The 19782-nt window shown below is 54.2% G+C and carries 13 protein-coding genes; 9 read left to right on the top strand and 4 right to left on the bottom strand.

Annotated features, from left to right (window positions below; genetic code table 11):
• Positions 1-5: 5 nt before the first annotated feature.
• From ACFPMF_RS13910 to ACFPMF_RS13885, 6 genes are all read left to right on the top strand, one after another.
• Positions 6-2159, top strand: a complete 2154-nt coding sequence (locus ACFPMF_RS13910) for a protein-disulfide reductase DsbD family protein (protein ID WP_379845937.1) — start codon at positions 6-8, stop codon at positions 2157-2159.
• A gap of 111 nt (positions 2160-2270) precedes the next feature.
• The gene (locus ACFPMF_RS13905) at positions 2271-3191 is read left to right on the top strand and encodes a TIGR01777 family oxidoreductase (protein WP_379845935.1); all 921 of its coding nucleotides are present in this window, start codon (positions 2271-2273) and stop codon (positions 3189-3191) included.
• A gap of 113 nt (positions 3192-3304) precedes the next feature.
• Positions 3305-5251, top strand: coding sequence for a polysaccharide biosynthesis protein (locus ACFPMF_RS13900; RefSeq protein WP_379845932.1), 1947 nt, complete (start codon positions 3305-3307; stop codon positions 5249-5251).
• 130 nt (positions 5252-5381) lie between these two features.
• Positions 5382-6590 (top strand): acetyl-CoA C-acetyltransferase, encoded by a 1209-nt coding sequence (locus ACFPMF_RS13895; protein WP_379845929.1) that lies wholly within the window; start codon positions 5382-5384, stop codon positions 6588-6590.
• A gap of 10 nt (positions 6591-6600) precedes the next feature.
• Positions 6601-8769, top strand: coding sequence for a 3-hydroxyacyl-CoA dehydrogenase NAD-binding domain-containing protein (locus ACFPMF_RS13890; RefSeq protein ID WP_379845927.1), 2169 nt, complete (start codon positions 6601-6603; stop codon positions 8767-8769).
• Between the two features lie 12 nt (positions 8770-8781).
• Positions 8782-10278: a M28 family peptidase gene (locus tag ACFPMF_RS13885; RefSeq protein ID WP_379845924.1), complete on the top strand. Its 1497-nt coding sequence runs from the start codon at positions 8782-8784 to the stop codon at positions 10276-10278.
• Positions 10279-10370: 92 nt separating this feature from the next.
• Here ACFPMF_RS13885 and ACFPMF_RS13880 read toward each other — a convergent pair whose 3' ends face one another.
• From ACFPMF_RS13880 to ACFPMF_RS13870, 3 genes are all read right to left on the bottom strand, one after another.
• The gene (locus tag ACFPMF_RS13880; RefSeq protein ID WP_379845921.1) at positions 10371-11012 is read right to left on the bottom strand and encodes a porin family protein; all 642 of its coding nucleotides are present in this window, start codon (positions 11010-11012) and stop codon (positions 10371-10373) included.
• Positions 11013-11238: 226 nt separating this feature from the next.
• Positions 11239-12456: a TonB family protein gene (locus ACFPMF_RS13875; RefSeq protein ID WP_379845918.1), complete on the bottom strand. Its 1218-nt coding sequence runs from the start codon at positions 12454-12456 to the stop codon at positions 11239-11241.
• Positions 12449-13027, bottom strand: a complete 579-nt coding sequence (locus tag ACFPMF_RS13870) for an RNA polymerase sigma factor (RefSeq protein ID WP_379845916.1) — start codon at positions 13025-13027, stop codon at positions 12449-12451. The genes ACFPMF_RS13875 and ACFPMF_RS13870 overlap by 8 nt, the downstream gene beginning before the upstream one ends.
• Before the next feature lie 112 nt (positions 13028-13139).
• Between ACFPMF_RS13870 and ACFPMF_RS13865 the strand changes: the two genes are divergently transcribed.
• From ACFPMF_RS13865 to ACFPMF_RS13855, 3 genes are all read left to right on the top strand, one after another.
• Positions 13140-15011, top strand: coding sequence for a vWA domain-containing protein (locus tag ACFPMF_RS13865; protein ID WP_379845914.1), 1872 nt, complete (start codon positions 13140-13142; stop codon positions 15009-15011).
• A gap of 82 nt (positions 15012-15093) precedes the next feature.
• Positions 15094-15795 carry a hypothetical protein gene (locus ACFPMF_RS13860; protein ID WP_379845912.1) on the top strand — a complete coding sequence of 234 codons (702 nt, stop codon included), beginning with the start codon at positions 15094-15096 and terminating at the stop codon, positions 15793-15795.
• 346 nt (positions 15796-16141) lie between these two features.
• Complete coding sequence (locus tag ACFPMF_RS13855; protein ID WP_379845909.1) at positions 16142-18610, top strand: OmpA family protein; 2469 nt, start codon at positions 16142-16144, stop codon at positions 18608-18610.
• Between the two features lie 70 nt (positions 18611-18680).
• Here ACFPMF_RS13855 and ACFPMF_RS13850 read toward each other — a convergent pair.
• Positions 18681-19782: putative Ig domain-containing protein (locus ACFPMF_RS13850; protein ID WP_379845907.1), on the bottom strand; the 1102-nt coding region annotated here is incomplete at its 5' end.

Raw genomic sequence — 19782 nt, 5'->3', positions numbered from 1 at the left:
TTACTATGAAACAAGTTGGTAGTTTTTTTGCTTTTCTGACGGCTTTTCTCGTCGCCTTGACAGCTTCGGCCCAGATTCAGCCGGACCCGACGCACTGGACCTTCAGTGCGTCGAAAACCGAGGCCAAAGTCGGCGATATTATTGAGATTCGGATGAATGCCACTATCGACAAGAATTGGCATATGTACACGTCGGATCTGAACCCGGATATCGGCCCGATTCCGACGACCCTGAAACTGAAAGAAAACGGCACCTTCGAAAAAGTGGGCCCCTTTGCCTCTCTTGGCGCGAAGGAAGAGTTTGAAGAAGTCTGGAATGCAAAGGTCCGGTTTTTTGACAATAAAGCTTCGCTGGTGCAGAAGGTGAAAATCCTGAAACCCAACCCGGTCATTGCCGGAACGCTGGAGTATCAGACCTGTTCGGGAACGACCTGTCTGCCCCCGGCTGAACAGGAATTTAGTGTAAGTATTAAAGCCGTCGCATCGGCTGAGCCCCCGGTTTCTGTAACCTCATCATCCGCCGTAGCCACCAACACCGTTCCGGCCCAACGGGATTCAACGGTTTCCAGCGTGGCCGTGTCCCCCTCGGCCGGGGCCGTTTCGACGGACTCATCGACCGTTGATGCGGCAAAAGCACCGGAAGCCGTTGTGCTTCCGGCGTTGACCCAACCGGAAAAAACCGATGAATCGCTGGTCGGCTTTATGATCGCGGCATTTCTATCAGGGTTGCTCGCCCTGCTGACGCCCTGTGTTTTCCCGATCATTCCGATGACGGTCAGTTATTTCACCAAGCAGGACCACGGTTTGTGGAAGGCCGTTCTGTACGGGTTGTCCATTATCGGAATTTACGTGCTGGTCGGCACCGTCGTTTCGCGCATTAACGGACCGGCTTTTGCCAATTTTGTCAGTACCCACTGGCTGCCCAACGTGTTGTTTTTTGCCATTTTCTTCGTGTTCGGGCTGTCGTTTCTGGGATTGTTTGAAATCGTGCTGCCGAGTTCGCTCGTCAATTCAATGGATGCCAAAGCCGAGAAAGGCGGAACGTTGGGCATTTTGTTTATGGCCTTCACGCTCGTGCTGGTGTCGTTTTCCTGCACGGGACCCATTGTCGGGAGTTTGCTGGTGGCATCGGCGGGGGGGGAGGTGCTGAAACCGATTGTCGGGATGGCGGCTTTTTCGGCGGCTTTTGCCATTCCGTTCACCTTGTTTGCGGCTTTTCCGCAGTGGCTCAAAAGTTTACCCAAGTCGGGGGGGTGGCTGAATTCGGTGAAAGTGGTCCTCGGCTTTCTGGAACTGGCGCTGGCGCTGAAATTCCTGAGCATCGCCGATCAGGTGTACCACTGGAACCTGCTCGACCGCGAAGTGTATCTGGCGTTCTGGATCGTGATTTTTGCACTGATTGGGTTCTACCTGCTCGGCAAAATTCGTCTGCCGCACGACAGTGAAACCAAAACCGTCAGTGTGCCGCGTCTGCTGCTGGCCATTGTGACGTTTGCGTTTGTCGTTTACATGATTCCGGGTTTGTGGGGCGCCCCGCTGAAAGCCCTGGCCGGTTATCTGCCGCCCGAAACCACGCAGGATTTCGGCTTTCGGTCAACCTCGGCCCCCGCGCCGGAACAGAATGCATTGGGCGAAAAACCCAAATACAGCGAACTCTTCCGGTTACCGCACGGTCTTCAGGGCTTTTTTGATTACAAACAGGCGCTGGCCTACGCTGCCAAAGTCAATAAGCCGGTTTTCATCGATTTTACGGGCCACGGTTGCGTGAATTGCCGGGAAATGGAAGCCCGCGTCTGGTCGGAAGAGCCGGTTCTACGCCGGTTGCAGAATGACTACGTGATCCTGGCGCTTTATGTTGACGATAAAACGGAACTGCCGGAATCGGAATGGTATACATCGACGTACGACCAGAAACAGAAGAAAACCATCGGAGCGCAAAACGCGGACTTACAGATTGTTCGCTACAACAATAACGCACAACCCCACTACTGCCTGGTCGATCATACCGGAAACCTGCTGGTTCGGCCGAAGAACTATGATCTGGACGTGAATCAGTTTGCCGGTTTTCTGGACGAGGGCAAAAAAGCTTTCGAAAATCCGGCCGTTGCCCGGAGCCCGTTACCCACCAGCCAGCGTACCGCGGTGGCCGCGTTGAAATGATCGGTTTTCGGAGTTGTTAACGGGAGGCTTCTTGACGAGGCCTATTACTGATAAAAATCAGGGGTAACCTTTTGTTTTCAACGCTGGTTAAGCAGTCTATACCCATCCACTATGGCCCAAACTGTGTTGATCACGGGCGGCACCGGGACCATCGGCCGCCGATTGACTGAATTGCTACTCGAGCAGGGTTTTCAGGTTTCACTTCTCAGTCGTTCGCCCGACCCAGGGAAGCAGTCGAAGGTAACGGTCTATCAATGGGATATTGCTAAGGAGCATATTGACCCGCAGGCTATTCGGACCGCCGACCACATCATTCATCTGGCGGGGGCTGGCATTGCGGATAAACGCTGGACCGACAAACGCAAGCAACTCATCCTGGAAAGCCGCACCCGATCGACGGCCTTGCTGGCCAGTGCCTTGCGGTCGGGCAAGCACCATGTTCAATCCGTGGTGGCTTCGTCGGCTATCGGGTATTACGGGGGCGATACCGGCGATCGCTTGCTGACCGAAACCAGTGAAGGGGGGCATGATTTTCTGGCGCAGGTGGTCCGGCTCTGGGAACGTTCCGTCGATGAAATTGCCGGGCTGGGCATCCGGACGGTTAAACTCCGGACGGGTATCGTGCTTACCATGGAAGGCGGTGCCCTGCCCGAGCTGGTGCGGCCGGTTCGTCTGGGAGCCGGAGCGCCCCTGGGGTCGGGGCAGCAATACATGTCCTGGATTCATATCGACGATCTTTGCCGGATGTATATCGCAGCCCTCTCCGATGTGCGTTGGCGCGGAATTTACAACGCAGTCGCATCCCAGCCTGTGACTAATTCGGCCTTTACACGTCAAATAATAGCATTGCTCAACAAACCGCGCCTGTTACCCAATGTCCCGGCGTTGGCAATCCGGCTGCTTTTCGGTGAAATGGCCATTGTGGTGTTGGGGGGTAACTATGTCATCAATAAACGAATCCGCGAAGAAACGGACTTCCAGTACGCATTTGATGACCTATCAGCGGCTTTAAAAGATGCCTTGCAAAAATAATCGGACTTCCAAGTAGAGAATTTAGTTTTTAAACCTTTACTTGCTTGTAAAAGCAACTTAAAAGCCGGTAATAATAAAGCACTGGCATAAACCGTATCCACCGGCCCGCAGAAATGATTGAACAGCTACTAAAAACGAGTGCAACGCGCTTCGCGTCCAGTTATCTGGTGCTGGGCATCGATGTTATCATTTGTATTATTTCCTGGTCGGTGGCCTATCTGCTGCGGTTCAATTTTGAAACGGGCGTACTAAACCGGGTTGATTTCCTGTATTGCCTGAGTGTCGTTGTCGGTGTTCGTTTTTTGTTTTTTCTCCTGTTGCGTTCGTACCAGGGTATTATCCGGCACACGAGTCTGGAAGATGTAACCCTACTGGTGTATGCGGTTTTACTGAGCGGATGCGTGACCGGACTGGGAGCCTTTTTACTCTGGCAATGGTCGGGGCGGGTTCAGTACTACATTCCGGTTTCCATTCTGCTGATCGACTTCTTCTGTTGTCTGGTTTTACTGTCGGTAAGCCGGTTTATGGTCAAAGCTATTTACCGGACGTTGATGGCCGGAAGCGGAAAGAGTCGCCAGCCGGTATTGATTTATGGGGCCGGCATGACGGGCTTGTTAACCCGGAAAGCGCTGGAGCAGGATTCGTCGCAGCGGTTTGTGATTCTGGCCTTTATCGACGATAACCCGTACAAGATTCAGAAAGTAATTCAGGGCGTTAAGGTCGTCTCCCGGCAGGAAGCCTACGAACGCTACATCCGGAACCAAGTGGTGTTGCCGCAGGTGATTTTAGCGATGGGAGCGGCCGATCTGCCCCAGAAAAACGAAATAACCGAGTTTTTTCTCCAGTACCACGTCAGTATCAAAACCATTCCAACCGTCGGCGAGTGGATTGGCGGAGAACTCAAGTCGTCACAAATTCGCGATGTGCGGATCGAAGACCTGCTGGAACGCGAGCCGATTCGGGTCGTCAATCCCGCTACGGGCCAGCAGTTGCGCAATCAGGTCGTGCTGGTAACGGGAGCCGCCGGTTCCATTGGCAGTGAGCTGGTACGCCAGGTTTTGCCGCACCAGCCACGCACGATCGTTCTGCTCGATCAGGCCGAGTCGGCCTTGTTCGATCTGGAATTTAACCTGCGCCGGGATTTTAAAACCGCACTGGGCTACACGACTCTGTTGCTGAAAATTGGCGATGTGGCTGATGAAGTCCGGATGCAGCATATTTTCCGGGCCACCCAACCGGATGTTGTTTTCCACGCGGCTGCTTACAAACATGTACCGCTGATGGAGCAACATCCATACGAAGCGGTGCGGACGAACGTGCTCGGTACTAAAATCGTAGCCGATCTATCGCTGCGTTACAGCGTCCGAAAGTTTGTCATGATTTCGACGGATAAAGCCGTGAATCCGACCAACGTGATGGGGGCCACGAAACGACTGGCCGAAATGTACGTCCAGAGTCTCAATCATCCCGATGAGCAATTGCGGCAAACCCGGTTTATTGCTACCCGTTTCGGTAATGTGCTTGGATCGAATGGGTCGGTCCTGACAGTTTTCCGGCAGCAGATCCAGGCCGGTGGGCCGGTAACGGTGACCCACCCGGATATTATCCGCTATTTCATGACGATTCCGGAAGCCTGCCAGCTGGTGCTTGAAGCCGGAACGATGGGCCTTGGGGGCGAAGTCTTTGTGTTCGATATGGGCGAGCCCGTTAAGATCGCCGAACTAGCCCGCAAAATGATCCATCTGTCGGGCTATACGGTTGGCAAGGAAATCCAGCTGGTCTTTACCGGGCTACGGCCGGGTGAAAAACTATTTGAGGAATTGCTGAATACCAACGAACAGACGCTGCCGACGCACCATCCGAAAATCATGATTGCCCGCATCAATCCGCCGGATACCCCAAAAATAAACGCCGTTCTGGACGAATTGCAGGATCGGTTGCTGGAAGATGACGCCAACAAAATGGTGCAGCTTATCAAATGCATGGTTCCGGAATACATCAGTAAGAATTCGGTTTTTACCGCCCTGGATAGCCCCAAAACCGAAGCCCTCGAACTATAGCCGCCCCGAATAGCGATTTCAGCCGCCGTTTTTAGACCGATCACTTGCGGTCTTTCCGTCATACCGGTAAGTTTGTTTTCCAGTGGTTGTATGTTCGCATACCGCTACTGGTTAAAACAAACGAAAGCCTATGGCTCATGCCTTCATTTATGATGCTGTCCGAACGCCCCGGGGTAGGGGTAAAAGTGACGGGGCGCTTCACGACGTACAGCCCATTCAGTTGCTGACCAGCGTATTACGCGAACTCAAAAGCCGGACTCAACTCGATACGAACCTCCTCGACGATGTGATCATGGGCTGTGTTTCGCCCATCGGCGAACAGGGGTGCGATATGGCCCGTACGGCCGTCCTCGAAGCCGGGTATGCCGAAACCGTGGCCGGTGTTCAACTGAACCGGTTTTGCTCGTCCGGACTCGAAGCCATTAACATGGCTGCTGCGTACATCATGGCCGGGCAGTTCGAGGCCGTGGTGGCGGGGGGCGTCGAGTCGATGTCCCGTGTGCCGATCGGATCCGATGGCGGGGCGTTGTTCATGAATCCGCAGATTGTGGCCCGACACCATATTGTTCCGCAGGGTATTTCGGCCGATTTGCTGGCGACGAAATACGGTTTTAGCCGCACCGATGCCGACCGTTTTGCCGCCGAATCCTACCGCCGGGCGGCCCTGGCCCAGCAGGAAAACCGGTTTTCCCGAACGCTCATTCCCATCCGGGACACCTTGGGGCAAACCCTGCTCGACCACGATGAAGGCGTTCGACCGGATACGACGGTCGAACGTTTATCGAAACTAAAACCAGCTTTTGAAACCGTTGGGAAGGCCGGTTTTGATGCGCTGGCGTTGCTGAAATACGCCGATATTAGCCGGATTAATCACATTCACCATGCCGGAAATTCTTCACAAATTGTCGACGGAGCCGCCGGGTTATTGATTGGTTCGAAGGCGTTTGGCGAAAAAACCGGGCTAAAACCCCGCGCCCGGATTAAAGCCTTTGCCGTTGTCGGTACTGAACCAACCATTATGCTCACCGGCGTCGTTCCGGCGACGCAGAAAGTGTTGAAAAAAGCCGGAATGCAACCGGGCGATATTGATTTGTTCGAGGTCAACGAAGCCTTTGCGGCCGTTCCGCTGTTTTACATGGATCAGTTGGGGGTTGAACACGATCGGCTGAATGTCAACGGCGGAGCCATTGCGCTGGGCCATCCGCTGGGCGCAACCGGTGCCATGATTGCCGCCACACTTTTAGATGAACTGGAACGAACCGGTCAGCAAACCGGTTTGGCAACCCTCTGTGTGGGCGGGGGGATGGGTGTTGCCACGGTTTTTGAACGGATACACTAAGCGATTGACCATGATTGACTACTCCAACGTGCATAGCGTTGCCCTGCTGGGCTGGAACATGACCAGTACGCCGATGAACGTGCTCAACGACGATTCGATTCCGGCGTTTGAGGCTGCTCTGCAACGGGCCTATAGTGATCCGACGGTGAAGGGCATCGTCATTACATCGGCGAAAAACGAGTTTATTGCCGGGGCCGATCTGAAAATGATTCTCCGCAATAACGATAAAAACCCCGCCGAAATGCTGAAGGTATCGGCCGAGCTCAACCGTATTTTTCGGGGCATCGAAACCTGCGGAAAACCGGTCGTAGCGGCCATCAACGGGACGGCACTGGGCGGTGGCTACGAAGCGTGTCTGGGTTGTCATCACCGCATTGCGCTCGACAGTCCGAAAGCCGTGATCGGGTTGCCCGAAGTAACGCTGGGGTTGTTGCCCGGCGGGGGCGGAACCCAGCGGTTGCCCCGTCTCCTTGGGCTGGAAACCGCCTTGCCGCTGCTGCTGGAAGGACGGCGGGTTAGCCCGAAAGAAGCGCTGGCTCTTGGTATGATCGACGAGCTGGTCACCTCGCGGGAGGAACTGCTGGAAAAAGCGCTGGCCTGGATCGAGGCCAACCCCAGCCCCCTGCAACCGTGGGACGAGCGCGACCCAAAAACCGGTCAGATTGTCGGAAAGGAAAACGTTAGACCACCGGGGGGCGCCGTTCAAAGCCCAACGGGCGCCCGCGTTTTTGGGGCCGGAACAGCGATGGTCATGGAAAAAACACGCGGAAATTATCCCGCGCCCATTGCGATTCTGTCCTGTGTTTACGAAGGATTGCAGGTGAATATCGACCGTGGACTGGTGATCGAAGGGCGGTATTTTGTGCAGGTGGCGACCTCGAAAGCTGCCAAAGGGTTGATTCAGACCATGTTTCTGGGGTTGAACGAAGCGAACAAAGGCGTCAGCCGCCCGAAGCACATTCCGCCGACGGATGTTAAAAAGCTGGGGATTCTGGGCGCCGGTATGATGGGCGCGGGCATTGCGTATGTTGCCGCGGGAGCGGGGATTCCGGTCGTGCTGAAAGACGTATCCGTCGAAGCCGCCGGGAAGGGCAAAGACTACGCGCGGGCGGTTTTGGAGAAAGCCATTGAACGCGGGAAAGGAACGCCCGAAAAGGCCGAAGCTACCGTAAGACTTATTACACCTTCCGCTGAACTTGCTGATTTACAGGACTGTGATCTGATTATCGAAGCGGTTTTTGAAAACCGGGCGTTAAAAGCGCAGGTAACCCGGGAGGCCGAACCGAAGCTGGCCGAAAACGGCATTTTTGCCTCCAATACGTCCACGCTCCCGATCAGCGGTCTGGCAATGGCGTCGGCCCGGCCCGACCATTTCATCGGCTTGCACTTCTTTTCGCCGGTCGATAAAATGCAACTGGTCGAGGTGATCCGGGGCCGGCAAACGTCGGACTACGCGCTGGCGGTGGCGCTGGATTTTGTCAAGAAGATTCGAAAAACGCCGATTGTGGTAAATGATTCGCGCGGCTTTTTTACGTCGCGGGTTTTTACGACCTACACGGCGGAAGGGATGGAACTGCTGACCGAGGGCGTCAATCCGGTTCTGATCGAAAATGCCGGAAAGAATGCCGGAATGCCCGTGGGGCCGCTGGCGGTTTCGGACGAAGTTTCGCTGGAGCTGATCTACAAAATTGCGGACCAGAGCCTTCAGGATGGCGCGCTGACCGAAGGCGATACCGCTTACCAGGTGGCAAAGAAGCTGGTCGAACGGGGCCGGTTGGGTAAGAAAGCAAAAGCCGGTTTTTACGACTATCCGGCGAATGAATCCAAATACCTCTGGCCGGGTCTGCACGACCTTTTTCCACCCACTGATCGTCAACCCTCGTTGGAAGAACTTAAAAACCGCCTTTTATACCGACAGGTGATGGAAACCGTGCGCTGTTTTGAGGAGGGAGTTATTCGCTCCCAGCTCGATGCCGACCTTGGCTCTATTCTGGCCTGGGGCTTTCCGACGTATACGGGGGGCGCTTTATCTTTTGTCGATTACGTGGGAATCACGAACTTCGTGCGGGAAGCCGACCGGCTGGCCGATGCGTACGGGGAACGGTTTCGTCCGACGCAGCGGCTGCGGGCCATGGCCGAACGCGGAGAAAACCACTTTAAACACAGCCTTCATTCATAGATCATCAACGAAATGCTCAAATCGTACCTCTTTTTAGCCGCCGGTTTTTTCGTCACGGCGACCACGCTGGCTCAGCCGGTTTCCAAACTACCCGAATCGAAACTCAGCCGAACGGAACTCGAAGCCCAGCTGCGTTTTCTGGCCGCCGATGAGTTGCAGGGCCGCCGGACGGGCGAACCGGGCAACCTGGTGGCAGCCCGTTATATCGCCGAACAGTTCCGGATGCTCGGTCTGAAACCGGTCGCGGGTCAAACCGATTATTACCAGAAAATTCCGTTTCTGCAAGCCAAACCGGCCGCTTTTGCCCGGCTCCGGATCGGGGCGGATTCGTTACAGGCGGGCAACCAGTTTGTCGTTATCAGCGGTCCTAAAACCGATCTGAAAGCCGAAACGGTGTATGTAGGCTATGGTCTGACCGATGGAGCCGACGGGTACAACGGACGCGATGTGCGGGGAAAAATTGTGGTGGCGCAGGTAGGATCGCCGGAAGCCACGACGAACCGGGCGTTATTTACCGCGTCCGAACAGAAGCGGCAACTGGCGGCCGAAAAAGGAGCCGTTGGGCTGATTGAATTGTATACGAGCGGAACGTATCCGTGGCCGATTGTCACGCGGTCGTTCCAGAACGAACAGCTCTCGCTGGCTTCCGCGACGGAGTTGCCGACGCTGTTGCACCTGTGGGTGGATAACGGAAAAAATCAATTGAGCCAGTTGAAAGACGCCGTTCAAACGGTGAGTGTGCAGACGTCGGGCCGGTCGCAGCGGATTATCGACGCGGTCAATGTGGCCGGGGTAATCGAAGGGACGGACCCCAAACTAAAAAACGAATATGTGTTACTGACGGCCCATTTCGATCACGTCGGCGTTGGCAAACAGGGCGGTCAGCCGTATACGTCGGCCGATAGCATTTTCAACGGCGCGCGGGACAATGCCTTCGGAACCGTCGCGCTGCTGGCGTCGGCAAAAACCTTGCAGGCCCAGCGTCCGAAACGGTCGGTTCTGGTCATAGCCCTGACGGGGGAAGAACTGGGTTTGCTCGGCAGTCGTTATTACGCCGAACATCCGCTGGTGCCGTTGAAACAAACTATTTTTAACCTGAATAGCGACGGGGCGGGATACAATGATACCACCATTGTTTCGGTGGTCGGCCTGAACCGGACCGGTGCCAAAACCGAAATTGAAACCGCCAGCAAGGCGTTCGGTCTGGGTGTTTTTGCCGATCCTTCGCCCGAACAAAACCTGTTCGACCGTTCTGATAACGTCAATTTCGCGGTGAAGGGGATACCAGCGCCCACGTTTTCGGCCGGTTTTAAGCAATTCGATGCCAGCCTGTTCAAGTATTATCACCAGGCAGCCGACAATCCGGATACCGTCGACTTCGGGTACCTGCTGCGGTTTTGTCAGGCATTTGCATACACGGCCCGACTGATTGCTGATAAACCGACGCGTCCGCAATGGGTGGCCGGGGATAAATACGAAGCCGCGTCGAAAGCCTTATATGGTCATTAAACGACAAGGCGGGCTTTAGTGTTTGTGTTGAGGCTGTGCAAGGAATCCCTGCCCCAAACGCATCCACGAAAGCCCGCCAGGAATTTTACTTTTTAATAACTTCGCCCAACCCCAAAGCTATAACCGAGGGTGAACGAAAAAGTAGAGTTGCCGAGCCAGGGCGAGGCATTCGTCCGGACATTCGTAAGGCCGAGCGTATAGCGGGCATCGATCAGAAAACGCTGCCGATCTTTCACTTTAAAGTTCGCTTGAAAACCGGCGGTTCCGCCCAGATCAAGGGGTTCAAACTCATCATCGGTTTTCGCATCCGGATAAGATTGTCCCTGATTAATGGAATTCGTCCGTTTGGAATTCAGCAGGATGCCCAACGAAGGACCCACAAAAAGGTTAGGCCGAAAATTTCCGCTTAGATTCAGGTAGTAGCGGGCTACAACCGGAATTTCCAGGTAGTTGAGAAACTGCGTATGGCTGCTCCGGTCGCTGGGATTATCGTATTTGCCGCCCCGCTGTGAATACAGCACATCCGCCGAGATGCCGAAGTGATTGATGGAGCTGTAACTGACAAAGCCACCCGCAACCAGCCCCAGCTTCGCATCATAATAACTGTTTTTCCCGTACAGACTGGAAATATTAAGACCAAGACGGGGACCTGCGCTCCAACGTTGCTTTTGGGCCATTAAACCCGATGCACTGGCAAGCAGAAAAACCATGCCAACGATTATTCCTCTTTTCATTGTGCAATTTAGTTGAGTCATTCTTATGTAGTGGATTTGATTCGCATTCATTAAACTGTTGTGTTTAGTAAATGTTTTAATATACGTCAAATTGCGCAAAGATACGGGTTTCATCCACATCACGAAGGTTTTTGTCCATGCGTTTGATTGAATCCCGAACGGTAAAAATGCAGGCTGCCCAAGCAGCCTTTTAATTTCTGTAAACGGTTTTAATTACCGGACATTTTCAAAATACAATTTCCTGTTCGACAACCCGCGCGTGCGGTTTGCCCTTTCGGAGGGCGGGTTGCCAGCGTGGACCTTCCTGAATCAGTCGGATGGCTTCTTCGTCGCAGCCGTAACCGAGTGACTTCACCACCATAATCCGGCTGACAATCCCATTTTCCGTAACGGTGAATCGGAGCCGTACCGTACCTGAAATGCCTTTTTCCTTTGCTTCGGGGGGCATTCGACGGTTTTTGTCCAGATAGGTTTGGAAGTTGGGCGGAGCCTGCGGGTTGATGAGTTGGGAAGGTTTTTGGGCCATACGTCCCGTCAGTGCAACCCGTTGCTGGACTTTATCCCCCATTATAACCACCTCCGCCAGGGTCTGGGTGTCGGGGTGTAACTGGAGAGAGGTGACTGGCAGATCAGTAGCCCTGACTTCCTGTTTGAGGTAACCCAGATGAATAAACTGCAAGGTGTCGGTTTTTTGCAGCTGAGTCAATCGAAATCGACCGGTTGTATCGGTGATCGTTCGACGGGGGGAATTTTTAATCAGCACCGAAACGCCCGCCAACGGCAGATTATTTTCATCGATAACGCGGCCCGTAAAGCCAGGGCGTGGGGCCGATTCGGCTATTCTAAATGCCTGGGTGCGGGCCCCGGCGGGTGCCGGAGTTGCCGAAAACCGCCTTTCTTCCACTTCCGCCGGGTGGGTCGAGGTTGCCACTAGCTCATTTGGCGAAACCGCCCGGTTGTTGTGCGGTTCTGCGGTTTTTCGAGTGCTCGGTGGACGGTTTTGCTCCACCACTTTTTTAGCAAGCGGTTCCGGTTGGCGGGTTGGGGGATCGTCGATGGGCAGGGCCGTTTTTGGGGAAGTGGTTACCCGGGCGGCAGAGCTTGTCTCCGGTGTTTCCAGGCTTTTCGGTAACCAGACATACAAGCCCATACCGAGCACCAGCACGACCGAAGCAACAGCCGCCGGGATCCAGAACGGCAACCGCCGTCTGTTTGAATTCTGCACCCGGTTTTGCAAACGCCCGCGCAGCTCATCCGATATCCGGTTCAGGGCAATGTTCTGATTTTCAATTGCTTCAAGGCCGTCCAGCGCTTCGGCGTAAAACGGGTTTTCGAGTAACAGTCGTTCCACCCGATGTCGTTCGGCCGCGGAGAGTGTTCCGGCCCGGTATTGTTGCAGGTCGTCGGCGGTCAGGGGGGCGGTATGTCGATGGGTGTCACTCATGGCGTTTTTCCATGCAGATTTTCAGGTTGCGCCGGCCATTTTGCAGGTGGCTCTTCACATTTTTGAGATCATAACCCGTTAGTTCGGCAATGTCGGCGTAGGTTTTCTGGTTCAGGTAAAACAGCGAAATACTGGTGCGTTGTTCGTCCGACAGCGTTTTCAGGCAATCGTCCATCTGATGTAGTTTCGTCTCCAGATCCGGACCGTCGGTTTCGGGCCAGACCGTCAGCGGCATCGGCAGGATGTCGGCGTCTTCGTCGTGTTCGCCCGTAACGGTTTTCCGCTGGCGCAACTGCATCAGGCAATAATTGCGGGTCGTCGAATGGAGCCAGCTTTTAAAATTCTGAATGTCGTATTTCCGCACATCCGTGATCAATTGCTCGAATAACTGCATGACCGCGTCTTTACTTTCTTCCTCGTCGCGCAGGTACTTGTAGCAAACCGCAAACACCAGATCCATATACCGTTCGTACAATTGACCGAGCAATTCCAGGTCGCCCGTGGCCTGGTAGGCCGACACGTATTCGGCATCGGTAACGGGTTTTGGTTTACGGAACTGCTTAAAAAACATAGTATTAGCACGGCTGCCTTGCGAACTTACAAAAAAATAATCCCGTACCGTATGGAATTCAAACCGGGTCTGCATCCATAGGAGAAAAAAGCCACGCTAATTCCATACGACCATGCGCACTATTTTTTCACTTCTGCTGCTCGGCCTGCTGTTTGTTGCCACAACTCGACCGGGCCGCACCCTCACCGGTCGCGTTACTGATGCCAGTTTCCACCGGCCCTTACCGGGTATTACGGTTTCGTTCAAAGGGGCTTTGGCCTCCACCTCTACCAATGCCGACGGACGCTATACCATTGCTGTTCCGGATGGCCCTCAGGTATTGATTTTTCAAGGCATCGGTTTTCAGAAAACGGAGATGAAAGTCGATACGCAAACCAGTGTCGATGTAAAGCTGAACGCGGACGTGCAGGCTTTGCAGGAGGTGGTAGCGGTGGGCTACGCCACGCAGCGGAAACAAAGTGCCACGGGCGCGGTCGGAAGGATGGCATCCGGCAGGCCGTCATCCGTGGTCTATAAAATGCAGTCCGCCCCGGTTTTCAATACCGAAGATTACAGCAAAATTGACGAAACCGGTTTTCGACAGGTTCGGAATCAACCCGTTACTACTTTTTCTGTCGATGTAGACCGGGCGGCTTACGGCAACATCCGGCGGTTTCTAAACGGGGGGCAGCTGCCTCCCAAAGATGCGGTTCGGATCGAAGAAATGGTCAATTATTTCGAGTACGATGATCCGCAGCCCCGCGGACATGATCCGGTGGCGGTGAAAACCGAGTTGTCCGAATCGCCCTGGAATCCGGGTCTGCAACTGCTTCGGATCGGTTTACAGGCCAAAACCATTCCGACCGGCAACCTGCCCGCGTCGAACCTAGTCTTTCTGATCGATGTATCGGGTTCGATGGAGTCCGAAAACAAGCTGCCGCTCGTGAAATCGGCCTTAAATCTGCTGGTCGATCAACTGCGGCCGCAGGACCGGGTCGCGATTGTCGTCTACGCCGGAGCCGCCGGGCTGGTCTTGCCGTCAACGCCGGGCAATGAGCGGCAGAAGATCAAAGATGCCATCAGCCAGTTGACGGCGGGTGGTTCGACGGCGGGGGGCGAAGGTATCCGGCTGGCCTATCAGGTAGCCCAGGAAAACTTCCGCCAATATGGCAATAACCGCGTAATTCTGGCAACGGATGGCGATTTTAACGTGGGCGTTGCGAGCGATGGTGAGATGCAGCGGCTGATTGAGGAAAAACGCAAATCGGGAGTTTTTCTGAGTGTGCTGGGTTTCGGGATGGGCAATTATAAAGACAATAAACTCGAAACGTTGTCTGATAAAGGCAACGGGAATTACGCCTACATCGACAATTTACAGGAAGCGCAGAAGGTGTTTGGCAAGGAATTCGGCGGCACCCTGTTCACGGTGGCGAAGGATGTAAAACTGCAACTGGAGTTCAATCCGGTGCGGGTGCAGGGCTACCGGCTGATAGGCTACGAAAACCGGATGCTGAATAACGAAGATTTCCACGACGACCGCAAGGACGCGGGTGAGATGGGCTCGGGGCATACCGTCACGGCCTTGTACGAAATCATTCCGGCAGGGGTTGAAAGTCCGTATCTGCAAAAAATCGATGCGCTGAAATACCAGCGCCAACCGGCGACGACGGGCGCTTCAAACGAACTGTTAACGTTGAAAATCCGGTATAAAAAACCGGATAGCGAGACCAGCCAGCTGATGACGCAGGCCGTCGGCAACCAACCGCAGCCGTGGCATACGACCTCCGCTGATTTCCGGTTTGCGGCTTCGGTGGCCGAGTTCGGTTTACTGCTCCGCGATTCCGAGTTTAAGGGCAGGGCCGACTACAAACGGGTTGAAACCAACGCCCGGCAGGCCCTGGGTCGTGATCCGGAAGGCTACCGCAGTGAATTTATTCGCCTGGTGAAACTCGCTCATTCTCTGTCGGATGGTTCGGAGGTGGCCAAAAAAATGGACAAAAAGTAAACCGGATTCCAACGGTGTTTTTAAAACCGGGGTCATTGAATCGGTAGCTACCACACCACATTTTTAACAAAACAGTATCCCTATGAAGTTAGTAAAATGGACAGTTGCCGCCTTCCTGATCATGGTGGGCGCAGCCTGTCAGGATAGTGAAGTGGGGCCGGATGGGCCGACAACGATCGTTAATTCTAATTTTGAGGCTAGTACCGATGGGTGGGTCGCCGAATTAACCGATTACCCCCTGGATCAGAAGGATATCCTCGAATTTCAGTCGGGACATAAGGCTTTGCCAGCGCCCCTGGATTCGTCTAAGAAAGCATTTATGGTTTCCAGCCATAATCGTCCTGACGATCTGTTTATGTTTCTGAAGAAGAAGGTGACGGGTTTGCGGCCGAACCAGACCTACAAAGTAAGTTTCGAGGTGGAACTGGCGTCGAAGTATGCCAACAACAGCGCGGGAATCGGTGGCTCGCCGGGCAGCGCGGTATACCTGAAAGCCGGTGCATCCGTCATTGAGCCGAAGTCGGTGAAGGAGGGCAACGAATACCGCCTGAACATCCCGAAAGGAAACCAAGCCGAGGATAGTGACACCGTGCCGGTATTGGGTACGATTGGAGCTGGGGACGATGTTACACAGTATAAACTCATTCAGCGTAAAACGGAGAAACCCATTACGATCAAGACCAACGATGCCGGGGAGTTATGGCTGCTGGTCGGTACGGATTCCGGTTTTGAAGGGGTGACGACCTTGTATTATACGAAGATCAAGGTGACAGCCGAGTTATAATCAAGTTGAGTAAGAAGGCCCAAAGCCGTCCGGTTGTTTCCGGGCGGCTTTTTTTACTCAGTCCGTTTTACTATTCATACGGTCCAATAACTCCATCCGCACAAAATCCGGTTTTTGAATGGCATGATTTGTGTGAATATCGTTTTGTTACCAGTAAGGGAGTAAATGGTGCAGCAATAGTCCGGAAATAGAAGGTAAAAATTTGTTTTTACAAGCAATATGCTCCATTTGTTCTTGTAAATGATACAATGGCATAGTTATGGTTCATAACCGGCGCCGGGTAGCTGATAGAATTAACGACTGAACCTGGTCTGATGGAATTCGTTCGCCAGATCATCCTTTTACTATGGGCATATTTATCTTAAAGTGCTGGCAAATGCTGTTGTTGTCCTGCGGTCTGGCCGTCTGGGCGACAGGCCAGTGTACCGCACAATCCGACACGCTGCTGCAACAGGCCAACCGCCAGTATACCCTGAAAGCCTACGGTCGGGCTATTGAGCTCTATACCCAACTGCTTACTGATTCGGCAGCGAAACTGACCGCCGAACAACGCATCACGGCCCAGGCTAACCGGGCGCATGCCTATCAACTGGCCGGTGATCTGAAAAAAGCCGAACAAGCGTATGCCGAAGTAACAACCGCGACGGAACTCACGGGGCCGCAGGCCGTGGTCTACCTGCACTACGCGCAGACACTGGCCAGCAACGGAAAGTACACCGAATCGCAGAGTATGTACGAGAAATACAACAAACTGCGGGCAAAAACCGCCGAAATAGAACGTCCCGTTTTGGTTGGCTCTGGTACCGGGGGCATCGGCAAAAAAACGCCGACTCGTTACCGGCTGGAAGTGCTGGCACTCAACACCGCCAATGCGGAGTTCAGCCCGATGTATTACCACGACGGGTTGGTGTTTGTGTCCGGAAAAAAGGGTAGTGCGGCCCTTGAAACCGCCAGCAAGGGCGGGGGAAGCAGTTACCTCGATCTGTATTACGTGCAGGATCGCCAGCAGTTGAACGTCAGTCAGATTATCAAGGCGGACGGTACACTGGTAAAACCGGTTTCGAAAGCTGGTCCTAAAAACCGGGCGGAGAGTCTGCGCAGCCGCGCTTCGGCCAATGATTCGCGCACGATTGGCGGGTACGATGGCGTCAGCATTTCGGAAGGTCTGCGGTATGCGAAAGGCGTTCAGCCCTTCAGCAAGTCGATCAACAGCCGATACCACGAAGGACCGGTTTCGTTTTTCAACGACGGCTATCGAATGGTTTTTACCCGGAATAATTACGATGGCCGCCGGGTGCGCCAGAGTAGCGAAGGGGTAACGAACCTGAAACTGTATACGGCCGTGCAACAAAGTGGCACCTGGACGAATATCGAAGAATTACCCTTTAACAGCAATGATTACTCGGTTGGGCACCCGGCCCTGAGCAAAGACAATCGGATGCTGTTTTTTGCTTCGGATATGCCCGGCGGTTTTGGCGGAACAGACTTGTACGTTTCCCGGAATGAAAACGGGAAGTGGACCAAACCGGTTAATCTGGGTAAAGAAGTCAATACGAAAGGCAATGATTTATTTCCGTTTATCGACGAGCGGGGCAATCTCTATTTTGCATCCGATGGCCGGAAAGGGCTGGGCGGGTTGGACATTTATTACGCTCCGCTGGTCGATGGGGTTGCCGCGGGGCCCGTGGAACACCTCGAAGCGCCGATCAATTCGGACATGGACGATTTTGGGCTGATTACCGACGGAAACCGCACCGGCGGTTATTTTAGTACCAATCGCCAGAAGGGCAACGACGATATTTTCCGGTTTGTGCGGGAAAGTTCGCTCTATGGCTGCCGGAACCTGACGCTGCGGTTCTACGATGAAGTAACCCAACAACCCATCGACAGCGTTGTCATCGACATCAAAGCGCAGGGTGAAGGGCAGAAAAGCCGGACGGTGGTCACGAAAAAGGACGGTTTGGTCCAGCTATGTCTGGAGTCCAACAACGATTTTATTTTTCGGGCTTCCAGAGACAGTTATGTTACCAGCACCGTCGGATTTTCAACGAGTTCACTCACGGACGATTCACCTTCCCGACTGGAAGTTGCGCTGAATCAGCCCCCTAAAGTGATTGATACGGTTCAGTATGCACCGCCCCGGCCAAACGACAACGACGGCTGGGACATTGCCGATTCGCAGAAAGCCCGGATTCGGGGAACCGTCATGAGTGAAAAAGACCGGAAACCGATCGAAGGCGTAACCATCAATTTAAAGAACGACTGCGATGGCGCGATTCGGCAACTCGTCACCGGTTCCGACGGGCGGTATGAATTCGAGCTGACAGAAGGCTGTGATTATACGCTCAGTGCCTCGAAAGAGCGGTACGGAACCAACACCAGCCGGATCAGGAAAATAGGTTCGAAGGCAACGGCCAAAGTGCTTTCGGCGGATCTGAATATGCTGCGGGTCGGCGATATCGTTCAGCTCGATAATATTTATTACGATCTGGACAAGTGGACCATTCGGCCCGATGCTTCCCGCGAACTGGATAAACTGGTGGCAACGATGCAGAAATATCCGTTGCTGACGGTCGAAATCCGCTCACATACCGATAGCCGGGGCGATGCGATTTATAACCGGTATTTATCGGCGCAGCGGGCCAATTCAGTGGTTAGTTATTTGGCATCCAAAGGCATTAGCCGCAAACGAATGATTGCCGCCGGTTATGGAGAGTCGCTTCCGTTGAACAATTGTACCAATGATGTCGATTGCACGGAAAGCGAGCACCAACGCAACCGCCGGACGGAATTTAAGGTATTATCGATCCGGTAAATACCGGATCGTCGTAACAAAAAAGCCGCAGATGATGAGTCTGCGGCTTTTTTGCACTATAAATGATTCTTTAGCGATTGATCAGAACACGCTGGATCAGTTGTTGTCCGCCGGTTTTCAGCTGGACAAAGTGCAGGCCGGTTCCGCCCTCGCTCAAGTCGACCGTTTCGTGCTGCACCTGCCCGTTTCCAACAATACCGTGTTGCCACATAATCCGGCCCAGTACATCCACAACCTGCAACTGGGCGGTTTTCTGGTCGGCCAACCGGTAGCTAATCATAAACCGTCCGGTGGTGGGGTTGGGGCTAACGGTCAGTTCAGTCGTCAGTTCGGCGGTGGGAGCAGCCTCCCGGCCTCCGTTGGGGCAGTTCAACGTTTTGGGCGATCCTTTTAGCAGGAAGGTGCTGTTGGGCACCCGGGCGCTGATGGTATGGGGTTGGCCATCTTTAATCGAAGCCGGAACCTCAAATGCATACCCGTGGATACCATTGCCTTTTCCGGCATTTTTCAGGTCGTCGCGGTAAATATTGGCATCGACGCGACCAATCACGGTCGACCCATCCAGGAACTCCAGGGCTATGACGGTATTGGGTTTATCCCGATCCCAGACCCACCCCTGAATACTGCCAAAGCAATTAACGACATCCAAGTAGCCATCATAATTCCCTGGCCCTGACACACCGCCGGCTGGCGGTGTCGCATTGGTAACGGTCAGGGTCACCGTCACGGTGACGGGGGCGCTCTTGTTGTCGGTGGCCGAGTAGGTCAGATTAACACTGCCAGTTGCCGTTGGCGTTCCCGAAATGGTGCGGGTGCCGGTGTTGAAACTCAAACCAGCGGGCAGTCCCGTCAGGGTGTAGCTCAGGGCATCGCCATTGGGATCGGTGAAGGCTGGCAACTGCACACTGTAGGCCGCGTTGACCGTAGCCGTCAGGGTGGAAACCGCTGGGGCTGCCGGAGGCTGATTGGCCGGCGGGGTGCCTGCCGGATTGACCACCAGGGTGAGGGTGACCGGAACCGGGGCACTCTTGGTATCGGTGGCCGAGTAGGTCAGCGTCGCATTGCCCGCCGTTGTGGGGGTTCCCGAAATGGTGCGGGTGCCCGTATCGAAGCTCAGGCCCGCAGGCAGCCCCGTCAGGGTATAGCTCAGGGCATCGCCATTGGGGTCGGTG

Origin of the sequence: Larkinella bovis (genome assembly GCF_042655385.1) — a bacterium.
Classification (GTDB): domain Bacteria; phylum Bacteroidota; class Bacteroidia; order Cytophagales; family Spirosomataceae; genus Larkinella; species Larkinella bovis.
The sequence above is the reverse complement of the archived record's forward strand: the minus strand, read 5'-3'. Positions and strand labels throughout refer to the sequence as shown.